Below are 15,164 nucleotides of genomic sequence, written 5' to 3' on the forward strand. Positions count from 1 at the left end.
CGGCGCATGTCGCGATCGGTGCTTCCCCCAAGGGGGACCGGCTGGAGGAGGTGGGGTTGCGGTGGATCCGAGTCGACCGTGCAGTACCAGCAGCTCTTCCGTGCTCCGCCCCTTCATCGCGATCTGAGGCCTCCGTACCCCGCCGGCACTCGGCGAAACCACTGAGGTTCATGGCGTTCCCGGAAGAGCGACCTCGTTCTTTCTCGATCCGTGTCTTGAGCGATCTGCCCGTCACGGCTGCGCAGCGGCGCGCCCCGCCCTGCCGCCGGTGACCGGCCCGCGAAGGAGCCTGCCATGTCGATGATCCGTGACCTGCGCGCTGTCGTACGGCCCGCCCTCCGGCGGGGTCACCCCGGCTACGGGGCCCACAGCAGCGAGCTGCCGGGCGCGCCCACGTCCGTGGTGGGCTGCGCGGTGTACCGGGACGGAAGCCGCGTACGCGAGCACCTCACCCCGCATGAAGCCATGCGGAGCGTGCGCTCCGAGGGCGGCTTCGCGTGGATCGGGCTGCATGAGCCGACGGAGGAGGAATTCGCGGGCATCGCCCAGGAGTTCGGGCTGCACCCGCTGGCGGTCGAGGACGCGATCCACGCGCACCAGCGGCCCAAGCTCGAGCGCTACGACGAAACGCTCTTCACGGTCTTCAAGACCATCCACTACGTCGACCACGCCGAGCTCACCGCCACCAGCGAGGTGGTGGAGACCGGCGAGGTGATGTGCTTCACGGGCCGGGACTTCATCATCACCGTCCGGCATGGCGGACAGGGCTCGCTGCGTGCCCTGCGGCACCGGCTGCAGGACGATCCCGAGCTGCTCGCCAAGGGGCCGTCGGCGGTTCTGCACGCCATCGCCGACCAGGTCGTCGACGGCTACATCGCGGTCGCCGACGCCGTGCAGGACGACATCGACGAGGTCGAGATCGAGGTCTTCAGCACCACGCCGGGCGGCGGCAGTTCCCGGGGCGGGGACGCGGGGCGGATCTACCAGCTCAAGCGCGAGGTACTGGAGTTCAAGCGGGCCGTCTCGCCGCTGCTGCGGCCCATGCAGCAGCTGTCGGAGCGGCCGATGCGGCTGGTCGACCCGGACATCCAGAAGTACTTCCGGGATGTCGCCGACCACCTGGCCCGGGTGAACGAGCAGGTGGTGTCCTTCGACGACCTGCTCAACTCGATCCTCCAGGCCAATCTCGCGCAGGCGACCGTCGCGCAGAACGAGGACATGCGAAAAATCACCGCGTGGGCGGCGATCATCGCCGTACCGACCATGATCTGCGGGGTCTACGGCATGAATTTCGAGTACATGCCGGAGCTGCACTGGAAGTACGGCTACCCGATGGTGATGGCCGTCATCGTCGGCATCTGCTTCTCCATCCACCGCGGCTTCAAGCACAACGGCTGGCTCTGAGGTCCGGTCTCCCCGAGGCACCAAGGGCCCGGCCGGATGCCGTCCGTACGGGGTCTAGCCGGCTCTCCGCCGGTCTCCCATGATCACCAGGGCGAGACCGGCGAGGATGACCAGGAGAGCGGGGTACGCGGCGGCCGGCGGCGTCTGCCCCAGCCACACGGCCGCGACCAGCGCCGCGCCCGGCGTCTCGAGCAGGATCGCGGTCGAGGTGACCGAGGGCCCGAGGCCCCGCACCACCCGGTTGATCAGCGAGTGGCCGAGCAGCTGGGCGAACACGGTGAGAAGAGCGAGCTTCAGCCAGGTACCGCCGCTGTAGCCGCCGAGGGCCGAGCCGGACACCAGACAGGTCACCAGGAGCAGCGCGGCGGTCATCGAGTAACAGACATAGGTGTACGCAGTCGTGCTCACACTCCGCCGAACCTCGGCGCCGATGAGCACGTATCCGGCAGCCGCCAGGCCACCCGCCAGGGCGAGGGCGTCGCCCGCCAGTGCGCGCGGCGACAGGGTGAGGTCGACCCCGGTGAGCGCCACGACGCCGAGGAAGGCGACGGCCGTGCCGGCCCAGACCAGCCCGGGCGGGCGGTGACCGCGCAGCCGCAGCAGCAGCGTCGTCCAGAGCGGTGTCGTGGTGACGAGTGCGGTGGACGATGCCACGGAGGTCATGCGCAGGCTGGGCAGCCAGAGTGCGAAGTGCAGCGCGAGGAGCGCCCCGGCCGCGGCCGACAGCAGCAGCGCCTTGCGCCCCATCCCGAACAGCTCGGCCCGGTGGCGCAGCAGCACGAAGGGCGACAGCGCACCGACGGCCATGGCATTGCGCCAGAAGGCGATGGCCAGGGCCGGAGCGGCGGTTGCCGCGACGAGCGGCGCCGAGAAGGAGATCCCGGAGACCGCGACCGCCAGCAGGAACAGATCGACCCGCGGAGCGGTACCGACGGCTTCCGCCAGGCGGTCGTGCTGAACGGTACGGGGTGACGCTATGCGCATCCGCCCAGCGTAAGGGGCATGAGCGCCGAACCTGATTGACGGTCCGGCGGCCTGCGGCGCCGGCGGGTGCGAGCGCGCCGGCCCGGCGGGCGCGCGTGCGGTCTCCGCCCGAGCAGCGGTCCGGCGGCGGAGCATAAGCTGAGCCCCATGACGCAGACGCTGATGGACCGCGCCCTCATCGAGGAGGCGACCAAGAAGTCCGGCCTCATCTGGGTGCACGGCAGCGACGGCCCGCCGCGCGCCCTGTGGCACGTTTGGCACGAGGGCGCGGCCTGCCTCCTCGGCGACGGCCCGGGCGAGCAGCCGTTCACCGGCCTCGGCCTGACCGACGGCGGGGACGCGACCGTATCCGTGCGCAGCAAGGACAAGGGCGGCCGTCTGGTGACCTGGCCGGCCCGGGTCACCGAGCTGGCGCCGGGCAGCGATAGCTGGCAGGCCGTGGTCGGCGAGCTGAAGGCGAAGCGGCTGAACACCCCGGACGCCGAGCAGGTCACCGAGCGCTGGGCGCGTGAGTGCCGCGTGCTGCGGCTGGAGCCCGCCGGTGCCCCCGGCGAGCTGCCGGACGGCTCGCTGGCCGCCGTACCGCCCGCGACCCCGGCGACCACCCGCCGCCCGATCCCGGCCGCGCTGCCGAAGCTGCTGCGTCCGGGCAGGAAGAAGCGCGGCGCGGGCCGGGCCTAGCTGGTGGTGATCTGCCTGCCGTAGTCGACGATGTGGTCCTTGTCGGGCGCCTTCAGCAGGAACTCCTTGTTCCAGTCGGCGAGTTGGAGGACCCCCGCGCCGCCCGCGCGCTGCAGCCGCAGCGGATAGGGCGTGCCCTCGAGGGATACGTCCAGTGAGCCGCCCGCGCCCTCGCCGCCGGTGATCCGGATCGTACGGACCCCGCCGACCGTGCCGCGGTCGCCGGTGGCCCGCTTGCCGTGCAGCCCCAGCAGCCCCTCGAGCAGCAGGTCCATGTCGGTGAAGCCGCTGAGCTGCTTGTACGCGGAGTCCCCGCTGGGCACCTTCACGTACTTGTCGTCGAGCTTGCTGGCCGCGGCGCTGTCGGACCGGGAAGGTTCGCCGCCCTTCTGGCTCGCCCAGAAGTCGGCGTCGGCCTTGAGGTAGAGCTCGTCGCCGACCCGCAGCAGTTCGAACGTGCTGCCCTTGGTGGAGAGCTGGCCGGTCCCGCCGCCTTTCGGGCCGCCCTTCAGCCGCATATCGAGCTTGTAGGTACGGCCCTTGGTGACGAGGCTGCCGGACAGCCGTACCGCTTCCGCGCCGTCGACGGCCTTCCGCGACTTGCTCTCGATCTTCGCCGCGGAGAGCTTCCCGACGCCGTTCGTCCCGGCGTCCGGGTCCTCGGCGGCGCCACCGCACCCCACGAGCACCGCGGCGAGTCCCGTGCAGACCGCCCCCACGAGCGCCGCGTTCCGTGTGCGGGGGAATGGAATCACGTCGGCTCTGCCTCCTGGATGCGGGTGACCTCGACAGCAGTACGGCAGCGTACCCGGGCCGGGCGGCCTGTCCGGAGGGCAGCCGTCCGGACTCTCCGGCACCCCGCGCCCGGCCGGGACACGCTAGCCTGAATCCGTTATCAGGCGATTCCTTAAGCTATTTCCGGTATAGGAGGCGCATGGCATGGCGGCAGGCGCCTCCCGGGTCTTCGTGTCACATCTCGCCGGAGTCGCGGTGTTCGACCCCCAGGGCGACGAGGTGGGCCGGGTCCGCGACCTGGTGGCGATGCTGCGTGTGGGCGGCCGGCCGCCGCGGCTGCTGGGCCTGGTCGTCGAGGTCGTCAGCCGGCACCGCATCTTCGTCCCCATGACCCGGGTCACCGGGGTCGAGTCCGGCCAGGTCATCACGACCGGCGTGGTGAACATGCGCCGCTACGAGCAGCGCCCGACCGAGACACTGGTGCTCGGCGAACTGCTCGACCGCCGGGTGCGGCTGACGGAGACCGGCGATGAGGCCACCGTCCTCGACGTGTCCGTCACCCAGCTGCCCGCCCGCCGCGACTGGGAGATCGACAAGGTCTTCGTACGGCGCGGGAAGGGAGGAGCGCTGCGGCGGCGCGGGGAGACGCTGACCGTCGAGTGGTCGGCTGTCACCGGCTTCTCGGTCGAGGAGGAGGAGCAGGGCGCGGCCAGCCTGCTGGCGGCCTTCGAGCAGCTGCGGCCCGCCGACCTCGCGAACGCCCTGCACCACCTGTCCGCCAAGCGCCGCGGCGAGGTCGCCGCCGCGCTCGACGACGCCAGGCTCGCCGACGTCCTGGAGGAGCTGCCCGACGACGACCAGGTGGAGATCCTCGGCAAGCTGGAGGAGGAGCGCGCCGCCGACGTCCTGGAGGCGATGAACCCGGACGACGCGGCCGATCTCCTCTCCGAGCTGCCGGAGGAGGACAAGGAGCGGCTGCTGGACCTGATGCGGCCCCAGGACGCCGAGCCGCTGCGGCGGCTGATGTCGTACGAGGAGAGCACCGCCGGCGGCATGATGACCACCGAGCCGATCGTGCTCCGTCCCGACGCGACCGTCGCCGTCGCGCTCGCCCGGGTGCGTGACCGGGATCTCTCCCCCGCGCTGGCCGCCCAGGTGTACGTGTGCCGGCCGCCGGACGAGACGCCGACGGGCAAGTACCTGGGCGTCGTGCACTTCCAGCGGCTGCTGCGCGACCCGCCGTACACCCTGGTCGGGGCGATCGTCGACAGCGATCTGCGGCCGCTGCCACCGGGCACCCCACTGCCCGCGCTGACCAGCTATCTCGCCACGTACAACATGGTCGCCGCCCCGGTCGTCGACGAGGGCGGGCATCTGCTGGGGGCGGTCACGGTGGATGACGTCCTCGACCATCTGCTGCCGGACGACTGGCGTGACACCGAACTGCACGACCTCTGGGGGGCCGCCGATGCCGGCTGACCGCCGCGCCGAGTTCGCGGAGCGGGCCCGTACCGAGCGCCCGCAGCCCAGGCTCGACGTCCCGCAGACCAGGCGGCGCAGGCCGCTGCCCGAGTACGACCCGGACGCCTTCGGGCGCCTGTCGGAGCGGATCGCGCGGTTCCTCGGCACCGGGCGCTTCATCGTCTGGATGACGGGCGTCATCGTCGCGTGGGTGCTGTGGAACGTGACCGCCCCGGAAGGTCTGCGCTGGGACGGGTACCCGTTCATCTTCCTGACGCTGGTCCTGTCGCTCCAGGCCTCGTACGCCGCCCCGCTGATCCTGCTCGCGCAGAACCGGCAGGTCGACCGCGACCGGGTCAATCTCGAACAGGACCGGGCGCGGCACGAGCGCAGCATCGCCGACACCGAGTACCTCACCCGGGAGATCGCCTCGCTGCGGATGGGGCTCGGCGAGGTCGCCACCCGCGACTGGATCCGTTCGGAGCTCCAGGACCTGACGAGGGAGCTGGAGCAGCAGGAGCTCTCTGCGGAGAGTGACTCCGGCCATATGCGGGACGCCGACCGCTGAGAGCACTTTCCGAAGGCCGCACCATGCGCCGTACCATCGGTGCATGGCTACCGACACTCCCCCAGACTCCGTCCCGTCCGAAGAGGCGGTGCGTGCCGCGCTCGCGACGGTCAACGACCCGGAGATCCACCGCCCCATCACCGACCTCGGGATGGTCAAATCGGTGGAGATCGCGTCGGACGGGGCGGTCGCGGTCGGTGTCTTCCTGACGGTGTCCGGCTGCCCGCTGCGCGACACGATCACCCGCGAGGTCACCGAGGCGGTCGCCGCGGTGAAGGGCGTGACGCGGGTCACCGTCGAGCTCGATGTGATGAGCGACGAGCAGCGGCGCGAGCTGGCGAGCTCGCTGCGCGGCGGGAAGGCCGAGCGCGAGGTGCCGTTCGCCCAGCCGGGCTCGCTGACCCGGGTGTACGCGGTGGCCTCCGGCAAGGGCGGCGTCGGCAAGTCCTCGGTGACGGTCAACCTCGCCGTGGCAATGGCCCAGGACGGGCTGAAGGTCGGTGTCGTCGACGCGGACATCTACGGCCACTCGGTGCCGCGGATGCTCGGTGCGGACGGCCGGCCCACCCAGGTCGAGGACATGATCATGCCGCCGTCCGCGAACGGCGTGAAGGTCATCTCGATCGGCATGTTCACCCCGGGCAACTCCCCGGTCGTGTGGCGGGGGCCGATGCTGCACCGGGCGCTCCAGCAGTTCCTCGCGGACGTCTACTGGGGCGATCTGGACGTGCTCCTGCTCGACCTTCCGCCGGGGACCGGTGACATCGCCATCTCGGTGGCCCAGCTGGTGCCGAACGCCGAGATCCTGGTGGTGACGACGCCTCAGCAGGCCGCGGCCGAGGTCGCGGAGCGGGCCGGGTCGATCGCGGTACAGACGCACCAGAAGATCGTCGGCGTGGTCGAGAACATGTCGGGGCTGCCCTGCCCGCACTGCGACGAGATGGTGGACGTGTTCGGCACGGGCGGCGGCAAGTCGGTCGCCGAGGGCCTGACGAGGACCACGGGCGCCGAGGTGCCGGTGCTGGGCGCCATCCCCATCGACGTACGGCTGCGAGAGGGTGGCGACGAGGGCAAGCCCGTCGTGATCACCGACCCGGACTCACCGGCCGGCGCCGCGCTGCGGGACATCGCGGGCAAGCTCGGCGGGCGCCAGCGGGGACTGTCGGGCATGTCGCTGGGGATCACGCCGCGCAACAAGTTCTGAGCCCTGCGGCTCCGGGCGGCTCCGGGGGCGATGCGCTCCCGGGCCCGGGTTCCGAGGGCGTCGCGCTCTCCTGGGGGGATCGGGTTTCCAGGACCCCGGGGATCGAGCTGAGACCCGGGCTCTGCGGGACACCGGGCCGGTACGGACGCCCAGTTGTGGAGTGGCGGAGTCGTGAGGCTCCGCTCCGAGCATGGCCGACGGGTTCCTCGCGCCCGGCTCGTACGAACCGGGCGCGAGGAACCCGTGGGCGTCACTCCGCGTATTCGGTGATGTCCTTGACCACCGAGAATCCCAGGCCGTAGGCGCTCATCCCGCGCCCGTACGCCCCGATGTGCACGGCCTCCTGCGTCGAGCCCGCCAGCACCCAGCCGTACTCGGACTCGCGGTAGTGGAAGGGTGTGGGCACACCGTCCACCGGCAGCGACAGTGCCGACCAGGCGGGACCCTCGAGGTCGTCGGCCAACTCCCAGGCGAGCGCGGTCTGCTGTTCCAGCCAGTTGTCGCGCAGCGCGCGCTCCATCTGGGACGGCCAGGTGCTCGCCAGCAGCCCCGATCCGGCCAGCCAGGCGGCCGAGGAGACCGAGGTGGCCTCCAGGACGCCGGTGCCGTCCGCGCTGCGTCGCACCGGGCGGCTGGCGACGGTCACGACGACCGTGAAGCGCCGCCGGTCCTGGTCGGTCTCGACACGCAGCGTGGGCACCTCGCCGTGCCCGGTCGAACCGTGCTCGACCGTGCCGTCGGCGGCCGTGCCCACCTGCATCAGCCAGCGCGGGCCCGTGAAGGCCTCGTCCAGCCCGTACCAGGGGAAACCGGCCAGCAGATAACCGTCGAGGGGGCGACGGGTGCCCAACGCCTCCCGACCCGGTCTTCCGGCCTCCGCGTCGTCGGACGTGCTGGGCGCGATGGGCGACCCCTGCGCCCCTACCCGACTCGTCGTGTCCATCTGCGTGGCGCCTCCTTGTTGCCCCGTCGTCTTGGAGCGATCCGCCCCTCGGGCGGCCTCACCCGGACACAGGGAGGATAGCCACACCGGTCGGTTCAGTCGGACATACGACAGGATCAGGTGGCGTCGGGGTCGAAGGGCGGACGTGCCTCCGGCGCGGGCTGATCGCGTTTGCGCAGCAGGTCGGAGCCGCCGGCAGCGCTCCCCGGGGACTTGCGGAGGGACGGGCCGGTCGAGCCGCCCGCGACCGTGTCACTCTCGCGGCCGTGCACCGAGTCGGTCACCTCGGACAGTTCCTTGCGGAAGTCGAAGCCGTTGCGGATCTCCTGGAGCCCCAAGTCGTCGTTGTCCATGAGCTGCTTGCGGACGAACGTCTTGGGGTTGAGGTCCTCGAACTCGAAGTCCTTGAACTCCGGGCCCAGCTCGGAGCGGATGTCCGCTTTGGCGCCCTCGGAGAAGTCACGGACCTTGCGGATGAAGCGCGAGACGTCCTGAATGACCTTGGGAAGCTTGTCCGGACCGAAGATGACGACCGCAAGGATTACGAGCGCCACCAGCTCGAGTGCGCCTATGTCATTGAACACCTTGCGGCTCCTTGAGATGTCCACGGTCGGCAGGTCGGTACGGGTCCGGGCCCGCTCCACGGTACCCGGCTGCGCGGGGTGGGCGGTACTGGTTCCCGAGAGGGCCCGTCGGGCGCCGCACCGGGGGCCGCACCGGCCTCCGCACCTGGGGTCCGAGCGGCCCTCGCACCAGCGGCCGGAGCAGCGCACGAACCGAGGACCGGAACAACCGGAGCAACCGGAGCAACCGGAGCAACCGGAGCAACCGGAGCAGCCCTCGTACCGGCGCTTGAGCGGCTCTCGTACCGGGTGCGGGTGCGAGTGCGGACGTCGTACGAGCCGGGCGCATCATCTGCCGCTCGCCGTGCCGAGGGTCAGCTGGATCGTGCGCTCCTTGCCGTCGCGCTCCAGCGTCAGCTCCAAGCGGTCGCCGGGGCGGTGGCTGCGGATCTTGACGATCAGCTCCTCGCCGCTGTGCACCCGGGCGCCGTCGACCTCGGTCAGCACGTCGCCGGGTTCGATACCCGCCTTGGCCCCGGGCCCGCCCAGCTTCACGGGCGAACCGCCCCCGCCCTTACCCTTGCCCTGGGCCCTGGTGGCGACCCGGGCGCCGTCGCCGGTGTACTCCAGGTCCAAGGTGACGCCGATCACCGGGTGGGTGGCCCTTCCGGTGTTGATCAGCTCCTCGGCCACCCGCTTTCCCTGGTTGACCGGGATCGCGAAGCCGAGGCCGATGCTGCCGCCCTGGGTGCTGTCGAGTCCACCGCCCTCGCCCGCGGCCCTGATGGCGCTGTTGATTCCGATGACCCGGGCCCGGGAATCCACCAGCGGGCCACCGGAGTTGCCGGGGTTGATCGGAGCGTCGGTCTGGAGTGCGTCGACATAGCTGATGTCGCTGCCGTCACCCTCCTCACCACCCGCGGTGATGGGACGTTCCTTCGCGCTGATGATTCCGGAAGTGACAGTTCCGGCCAGGTCGTACGGGGCGCCGATCGCCACGACCGGATCCCCGACGCGGACGGAGTCGGAGTTGCCGAGGGCCAGCGGCTTGAGCCCGGAGACCCGGCTGACCTTGACGACGGCGAGGTCGTAGCCACTGTCGCGGCCGACGACCTCGGCCCCGGCGACTTCACCACCGCTGAAGGTCACCGATATCTCACCGTCGGCACCGGCGGGTTCCACCACATGGTTGTTGGTGAGTATATGTCCCTGTTTATCCAGCACGAAGCCCGTGCCGGTGCCCTGCCTGCTGCCGCCCTTGACATGGAAGGTGACAACGCCGGGCAGCGCGGCGGCGGCGATCCCGGCGACGCTCTCCGGGTCGCGGTCACCCGCCTCGGGGGAAGCCTGCGGCAACTCGACCTCGGTGAGGCCGCCGTTGCGCTCCACGTACGCCCCGATGCCGCCGCCGACGCCACCCGATACGAGTGCGAGCACCAGGGCGCCCATGAGCAGGCTCCCGCGCCGCGTCCGCGTCCGCGGCGCACCATCGGGCACGTAGGCCGAGTGCGCCCCGGTCTCGGGGCGCGGTGCACCCCACGGGTCGTACTGCTGCCAGAGCCCGGCCGTCTGCGGGACGCTGTCGGCGGCCCCGGGCCCGGGAAACGCCGTGCCCGACCCGGTCTCCGTGCCCGTGCCGGCGTACGTCCCGGTGTACGTCCCGGCCGGCGGCGTCTCGTGCGGATGGCGCGCCCGCGCGGGCGGACCGGGCACGGACGCACCCGCATTCGGTGCCGGGGGCGGGAGGTGCGTGCCGTGCGCGGGGGTCTGCATCGGGCCCTGCGCGCTGTGCGCAGCCGCACCGGACCCGGTACCGGTACCCGCCCCGGGCTGGAGCGGCGGCTGCCCGCCACCCGCCCTCGCGGCCGGGATCTGCGTGCCGTGCGCGGGTGTCGTGCCCGGGCGCTGCACGGGGGGCGCCGGGGCCCATGGGCCGGGCTCTCCGTAGGGAGGGGTGCCGTACGGGTCCGGCGCGTGCCGAGGCCCCGCCGGCTCGGGGCCTGCGGCCGTGCTGTTGGCCGTGCTCTGCGACGGGCCGGTGGACGTGCTCTGCGACGGGCCGGCGGTCGTGCTCTGCGACGGGCCGGTGGCCGTACTGTGCGCCGGACGGGCCTGCCGGGGCACACTCGGGTCGCCGGTCTCCGGCGTGGGCCAGGCTTCCGACTGCTCCGCGGGGCCACCGGCCACCGCTCGTCCGGGCGACGGCTCGGACGGCAGAGCGGTGGGTTCCGCTTCGGCGTGCGGCGCGCTGCCGGGCTGCGGCGCAAGCGGTCCGTGCTCTTCCGGCGTCAGGCCCGTGGAGAGCGGCGGCTCTGAAAGGGGATCACCGGCCGCCGGGGCAGCATCCGCTGTCGGCACGTCAGGCGCCGTCGGCTCCACCGGGCCCGCCGCCGCGGCCTCCGCGTCGACGCCCGGCCGGCCACCGGGGCCCCGCCGGGGTCGGCTCCACCACTTCGCCTTCGGCCCGGCGGCCTGCCCCTCGTCCATGCTCTCCCCATAGTTCGCCCACGGCTCGGCGCGGGCTGCACCGCCTCCGGGACCGCACCCCCACCCCGGCGATTCAACCAGGTCTGCACGGGGGCGCGCAGGCTCACCGTCAGCGCTCCGCGGAAGCCGACGGATCGGGGGCAGCGTTGGCACCGACGAGCGGGGCCGCCTGGTGGTGCGGGGCGGAAGGCTCCGACACCCTGGTCGGCGCGGGGGGCTGGGTGGTGCCGACCGTCGCTTCACCGAAGGCCGTGGCCCGCGGGCCGTAGGCCGTCTCGCGTATCAGCGGGGTCAGGACCGTGGCAGTCGGAAGCATGGGTGAGGTGAACGGGTGCAGCGGGGGCCGCGGTTGGGCCGGCGGATGACCGGTCGCCGTGGGGAATGAGGGGCTGCCCGCCCCGGTCGGGGCAGCGAACAGGAAGGGGCGGCTGCCTGCCGCCGACGCGGCCAGCATGGCGTCACCGCCGCTCACCGGAAGGACGCCGCTCGCCTGGGCCGTACGGACGGGGGTCGCCGCGGCGCCCGCGCCATCCTTGCGACCGGGCACCGAGTCGATCGCCGCCTCCAGCGGCAGGGCGCCGCCGAGCGCGAACGCGGCGAGTGACACCGCGCCTGCCGCGGCGAAAGCGAACCGGCGGCTTCGGGAGGAGTTCCGCTCGACGTCGTGGATGGGGAAACCGCCGCGCTGCCCCCCGCGGGCACCATGGCCGCCGGACGGCACGTATGCGAAGGCCTCCGGCCGCATGCCGAAGACACCGCCGTTACCGGAGCCGAAAGGGCTCTCCTGACCGCCATCACCCCCCGGCAGCCCCTGGAGCCGGGCGAGAAGCCCCTCCGAGGGCGGCGGCGGGGCGGTCTCGGCGAAGACGCTCTTCAGCCGCCGCTGCGCGTCGGCCTCCGCCTTGCACGTCCAGCAGGTCGCCAGATGCGCCAGCACTCGCTCGCGGGTGTCATGTCCGAGCTCTCCGTCGACCAGCGCGGCGAGGCGGTCGCCCAAATGCTGCTCTGCGTGGCTCGTGCCGCCGAATCCGGTCACGCCCTCCCGCCCTCTCCTGCGATGCCCTGGAAAGCGGCGGCGAGGGAGCGCTGCTGCCCGGCGCGGGCCGAGGGCGACCGGTGCTTGAGCGCCTTGCGCAGATGGGAACGGCCGCGGTGGATCCGGCTGCGCACCGTGCCGAGCTTCACACCCAGCGTCGCGGCGATCTCCTCGTACGAGAGCCCCTCGATGTCACAGAGCACGACCGCCGCGCGGAACTCCGGCGCGAGCGTGTCCAGTGCCTGCTGCACGTCCGCGTCGAAGTGGCTGTCGTGGAAGTGCTGTTGCGGGGACGGCTCACGGCTCGGCAGCCGCTCCGCGGCGTCGTCACCGAGCGCGTCGAACCGGATGCGCTGCCGGCGGCGGACCATGTCGAGGAAGAGGTTGGTGGTGATCCGGTGGAGCCACCCCTCGAAGGTGCCGGGAGTGTAGGTGGACAGCGAGCGGAAGACGCGGACGAAGACCTCCTGGGTGAGGTCTTCCGCGTCATGCTGGTTTCCCGTCAGGCGGTAGGCGAGGCGGTAGACCCGAGCGCTGTGCGTGCTGACGATCTCCTCCCAGGTGGGAGGGGTCCACGCCTGGGATTCCGCCTCATCACCGAAAGACGCAGGAGTGGAAAAGGTCGCAGTCGGTGCGGAATCGGCGGCGGCGCGGAAACGGTCAGCGGTGTCGGTCACGGATTTCGGCTCGCCGGCCAACCTGCGAAAGCGCCTCAGCACTCCTCGGTCACCGGCCGCAGCCGCACCTCCCCTGTCGGCTCTGGTGGTGTCCAGTGGAGTCCCTACCATATCCACCTCGCCCGTTAGCTCCGGATAAGGTTCTTTGACCCTCATTTTAGCCACCACTCCCCCGTGCCCCTTTCCCGTATCCCCCTTCAATAACGCCCAGTCCCATCGGCGGGTTCCCGAGGGCAACGGATACAGTCACGGTTGCGTCGACTACGGGGACAGGAGAGGGCCATTACCGGCAACCGTCAGACGAGCTGGGCGTTCGCTGAGGCGTACAGCGTCGGGAACGTCGACGGCGCGGCGCTGCGCTGGGCTCGCGACCGGGCCCGCGAGGCAGGCCTTCGCTCGGTGTCGACCGGTAGCGGTGCCGCATTGTCCCTGCTCGCCGCCGCCGCGGACGCCAAGTCCGTCGCCGAGATCGGCACCGGCACCGGCGTGTCCGGAATCCATCTGCTGCACGGAATGCGCCCCGACGGCGTGCTGACCACGGTGGACACCGAGCCGGAGAACCAGCAGTTCGCGCGCCAGGCCTTCCGGGCCGCCGGATTCGCCGGGAACCGCGCCCGCTTCATCCCCGGCCGTGCTCTCGATGTGCTGCCCAGGCTGGCCGACGGCGGATACGACCTGGTCTTCTGCGACGGGGACCGGATGGAGTGCCTGGACTACCTCGCCGAATCGTTGCGTCTGCTGCGCCCCGGGGGGCTCGTCGTCTTCGAAGGGGTCTTCGCCGACGGCCGGACCGTGGATTCCGCGGCCCAGCCCGCGGAGGTCCAGCGACTGCGGGAGCTGCTGCGGACCGTACGGGAGAGCACGGCGCTGCTGCCCTCGCTGCTGCCGGTCGGCGACGGACTGCTCTGCGCAGTCAAGCGCGGCTGACCCGGCTGCTCCGGCTGCTCCGGCCCGGCTTCCCCGTCTTCGGCGGATCCCGGCCCCGGTCCCGGCCAAGTCCGCAGGCCTCAGGACAAGCCACTGCCCCGGCGGATTCGCGCTACGAGATACGCGGCCTGCGCCGGGGCAGTGGAAGTGGTGTGGCCTTAATGCCTAGCCGACGACCTTCTTCAGGGCGTCGCCGAGCGCGTCTGCCTCGTCCGGAGTCAGCTCGACGACGAGCCGACCGCCGCCTTCGAGCGGAACGCGCATGACGATGCCCCGCCCCTCCTTGGTCACCTCGAGCGGGCCGTCGCCCGTCCGCGGCTTCATGGCCGCCATGCTCGTTCCCCTTCCTGAAACCAGCTCATCGCAGCCGACAACCCAGGTGTCACCGGCATCGAACACATTGCTTCCAGGCCATTATCCCGCATCGCGGGACCCGATGACCAACATCGGTCGGCAACCCTTCTGCAACGCGCTCGTGCAAAACCACTCAATTCGGCGATCCGGCTGCGATACTGCGCGTCCGCTCAGGAGCCGGCGGCGGCAGTTTGTTTGACGCAGCTCACATGCGGGCTGCCGGTCCGTCGTCAGTGATCTCCGCCATGCTGTCCCCTGACTGCCCGAGCAGGCCCGAGCCACCAGGAGGGGACCCAGACATGGCCGACACCGTGCTTCATGAGGTGACCGACGGACTCGCGACGATCACCCTGAATCGTCCCGAAGCCATGAACGCACTCGACGTGGCGACCAAGGTCGCGCTGCGGGACAGCCTGCGGCAGGCCGCAGACGACCCCGCCGTACGTGCCGTGCTGCTCATCGGCAGCGGGCGCGCGTTCTGTGTCGGCCAGGACCTCAAGGAGCACATCGGCCTGCTGGCGCTCGACCACGAGTCGGGCACCGGCGGCACGATGAATACGGTGCGGGAGCACTACAACCCCATCGTGACGGCGATCACCGAGATGCCGAAGCCGGTGGTGGCGGGGGTCAACGGGGTGGCGGCGGGCGCCGGGGCGGGCTTCGCGTTCGCCGCGGACTACCGGGTGGTTGCCGACTCGGCGGCCTTCAACACCTCCTTCGCCGGAGTCGCGCTCACCGCCGATTCCGGCGTCTCCTGGACGCTGCCGCGGCTGATCGGGCAGAGCCGCGCGGCCGACCTGCTGCTGTTCCCGCGCAGCGTGAGTGCCCAGGAGGCCCTGGAGCTGGGGATCGCGAACAAGGTCGTCCCGGCCGCGGAGCTCGCCGCGGAGGCGGCCGCGGTCGCCCGCCGCCTCGCCGAGGGACCGACGGCCGCCTACGCCGCGATCAAGGAGTCCCTCGCCTACGGGTCCCGGCACGGTCTGCTCGACACCCTGGCGAAGGAGGACGAACTCCAGATCCGCGCCGGGGCCTCGGAGGACCACCGGATCGCGGTCGAGGCCTTCGTGAACAAGCAGAAGCCGAAGTTCCTGGGCCGCTGAGCGCCGGGCACATCCGCCGCCCGGCGGGGAACTGCCGGGC

General features: G+C 71.7%; 15 protein-coding genes. 7 read left to right on the forward strand and 8 right to left on the reverse strand.

Features of this window, described 5'->3' with window-relative positions; translation table 11 throughout:
* Positions 1-294: 294 nt before the first annotated feature.
* Entirely contained in the window at positions 295-1,404 is a 1,110-nt protein-coding gene (locus ABZW18_RS16955; protein WP_356187978.1) for a magnesium and cobalt transport protein CorA, read from the forward strand.
* A 54-nt stretch (positions 1,405-1,458) separates the two neighbouring features.
* Here the strand turns inward: ABZW18_RS16955 and ABZW18_RS16960 are convergent, their stop codons facing one another.
* Positions 1,459-2,388 carry a DMT family transporter gene (locus ABZW18_RS16960; RefSeq protein WP_356187980.1) on the reverse strand — a complete coding sequence of 310 codons (930 nt, stop codon included), beginning with the start codon at positions 2,386-2,388 and terminating at the stop codon, positions 1,459-1,461.
* Between the two features lie 147 nt (positions 2,389-2,535).
* Here ABZW18_RS16960 and ABZW18_RS16965 point away from each other — a divergent pair, with 147 nt between their 5' ends.
* Complete coding sequence (locus tag ABZW18_RS16965; RefSeq protein WP_356187982.1) at positions 2,536-3,069, forward strand: hypothetical protein; 534 nt, start codon at positions 2,536-2,538, stop codon at positions 3,067-3,069.
* Here the strand turns inward: ABZW18_RS16965 and ABZW18_RS16970 are convergent.
* Entirely contained in the window at positions 3,066-3,824 is a 759-nt protein-coding gene (locus ABZW18_RS16970) for a hypothetical protein (protein ID WP_356187984.1), read from the reverse strand. The genes ABZW18_RS16965 and ABZW18_RS16970 overlap by 4 nt on opposite strands.
* 184 nt (positions 3,825-4,008) lie before the next feature.
* On the opposite strand from ABZW18_RS16970, the gene ABZW18_RS16975 reads away from it, so the two are divergent.
* From ABZW18_RS16975 to ABZW18_RS16985, 3 genes are read left to right on the forward strand one after another with little or no spacing between them, the layout of a single operon-like run.
* On the forward strand, positions 4,009-5,283 hold the full coding sequence (locus tag ABZW18_RS16975) for a CBS domain-containing protein (protein ID WP_356187986.1): 1,275 nt from the start codon (positions 4,009-4,011) through the stop codon (positions 5,281-5,283).
* Entirely contained in the window at positions 5,273-5,833 is a 561-nt protein-coding gene (locus ABZW18_RS16980; RefSeq protein WP_356187988.1) for a DUF1003 domain-containing protein, read from the forward strand. Before ABZW18_RS16975 ends, ABZW18_RS16980 begins: the two co-directional genes overlap by 11 nt.
* 43 nt (positions 5,834-5,876) lie before the next feature.
* Entirely contained in the window at positions 5,877-7,037 is a 1,161-nt protein-coding gene (locus tag ABZW18_RS16985) for an Mrp/NBP35 family ATP-binding protein (protein ID WP_356187990.1), read from the forward strand.
* A 250-nt stretch (positions 7,038-7,287) separates the two neighbouring features.
* Here ABZW18_RS16985 and ABZW18_RS16990 read toward each other — a convergent pair whose 3' ends face one another.
* The 5 genes from ABZW18_RS16990 to sigE form a co-directional block, all read right to left on the reverse strand.
* Positions 7,288-7,980: a hypothetical protein gene (locus ABZW18_RS16990; protein WP_356187992.1), complete on the reverse strand. Its 693-nt coding sequence runs from the start codon at positions 7,978-7,980 to the stop codon at positions 7,288-7,290.
* A gap of 116 nt (positions 7,981-8,096) precedes the next feature.
* Positions 8,097-8,564 carry a sec-independent translocase gene (locus ABZW18_RS16995; RefSeq protein WP_356187994.1) on the reverse strand — a complete coding sequence of 156 codons (468 nt, stop codon included), beginning with the start codon at positions 8,562-8,564 and terminating at the stop codon, positions 8,097-8,099.
* Positions 8,565-8,891: 327 nt separating this feature from the next.
* The gene (locus ABZW18_RS17000; protein WP_356187996.1) at positions 8,892-11,030 is read right to left on the reverse strand and encodes a trypsin-like peptidase domain-containing protein; all 2,139 of its coding nucleotides are present in this window, start codon (positions 11,028-11,030) and stop codon (positions 8,892-8,894) included.
* Between the two features lie 109 nt (positions 11,031-11,139).
* On the reverse strand, positions 11,140-12,066 hold the full coding sequence (locus tag ABZW18_RS17005) for a zf-HC2 domain-containing protein (RefSeq protein ID WP_356187998.1): 927 nt from the start codon (positions 12,064-12,066) through the stop codon (positions 11,140-11,142).
* Positions 12,063-12,854: an RNA polymerase sigma factor SigE gene (gene sigE / locus ABZW18_RS17010; RefSeq protein WP_356188000.1), complete on the reverse strand. Its 792-nt coding sequence runs from the start codon at positions 12,852-12,854 to the stop codon at positions 12,063-12,065. The genes ABZW18_RS17005 and sigE overlap by 4 nt, the downstream gene beginning before the upstream one ends.
* 141 nt (positions 12,855-12,995) lie before the next feature.
* On the opposite strand from sigE, the gene ABZW18_RS17015 reads away from it, so the two are divergent.
* On the forward strand, positions 12,996-13,670 hold the full coding sequence (locus ABZW18_RS17015) for an O-methyltransferase (protein WP_356188002.1): 675 nt from the start codon (positions 12,996-12,998) through the stop codon (positions 13,668-13,670).
* Between the two features lie 165 nt (positions 13,671-13,835).
* Here ABZW18_RS17015 and ABZW18_RS17020 read toward each other — a convergent pair whose 3' ends face one another.
* A complete protein-coding gene (locus ABZW18_RS17020) occupies positions 13,836-14,003 on the reverse strand; it encodes a DUF3117 domain-containing protein (protein WP_003966491.1) in 168 nt (55 codons plus the stop codon).
* A 320-nt stretch (positions 14,004-14,323) separates the two neighbouring features.
* On the opposite strand from ABZW18_RS17020, the gene ABZW18_RS17025 reads away from it, so the two are divergent.
* Positions 14,324-15,124, forward strand: coding sequence for an enoyl-CoA hydratase-related protein (locus ABZW18_RS17025; RefSeq protein ID WP_356188004.1), 801 nt, complete (start codon positions 14,324-14,326; stop codon positions 15,122-15,124).
* Positions 15,125-15,164: the final 40 nt, after the last annotated feature.

The sequence above is a fragment of the Streptomyces sp. NPDC004647 genome (assembly GCF_040609575.1).
Classification (GTDB): domain Bacteria; phylum Actinomycetota; class Actinomycetes; order Streptomycetales; family Streptomycetaceae; genus Streptomyces.

Bases quoted from the DNA above. Each gene is read 5' to 3' on its own strand.
- ABZW18_RS17025 (WP_356188004.1), top strand. From the start codon at position 14,324: ATGGCCGACACCGTGCTTCATGAGGTGACCGACGGACTCGCGACGATC.
- ABZW18_RS16960 (WP_356187980.1), bottom strand. From the start codon at position 2,388: ATGCGCATAGCGTCACCCCGTACCGTTCAGCACGACCGCCTGGCGGAA.
- ABZW18_RS16985 (WP_356187990.1), top strand. From the start codon at position 5,877: ATGGCTACCGACACTCCCCCAGACTCCGTCCCGTCCGAAGAGGCGGTG.
- sigE (WP_356188000.1), bottom strand. From the start codon at position 12,854: ATGGTAGGGACTCCACTGGACACCACCAGAGCCGACAGGGGAGGTGCG.
- ABZW18_RS16980 (WP_356187988.1), top strand. From the start codon at position 5,273: ATGCCGGCTGACCGCCGCGCCGAGTTCGCGGAGCGGGCCCGTACCGAG.
- ABZW18_RS16975 (WP_356187986.1), top strand. From the start codon at position 4,009: ATGGCGGCAGGCGCCTCCCGGGTCTTCGTGTCACATCTCGCCGGAGTC.
- ABZW18_RS16955 (WP_356187978.1), top strand. From the start codon at position 295: ATGTCGATGATCCGTGACCTGCGCGCTGTCGTACGGCCCGCCCTCCGG.
- ABZW18_RS17020 (WP_003966491.1), bottom strand. From the start codon at position 14,003: ATGGCGGCCATGAAGCCGCGGACGGGCGACGGCCCGCTCGAGGTGACC.
- ABZW18_RS16990 (WP_356187992.1), bottom strand. From the start codon at position 7,980: ATGGACACGACGAGTCGGGTAGGGGCGCAGGGGTCGCCCATCGCGCCC.
- ABZW18_RS17000 (WP_356187996.1), bottom strand. From the start codon at position 11,030: ATGGACGAGGGGCAGGCCGCCGGGCCGAAGGCGAAGTGGTGGAGCCGA.
- ABZW18_RS16965 (WP_356187982.1), top strand. From the start codon at position 2,536: ATGACGCAGACGCTGATGGACCGCGCCCTCATCGAGGAGGCGACCAAG.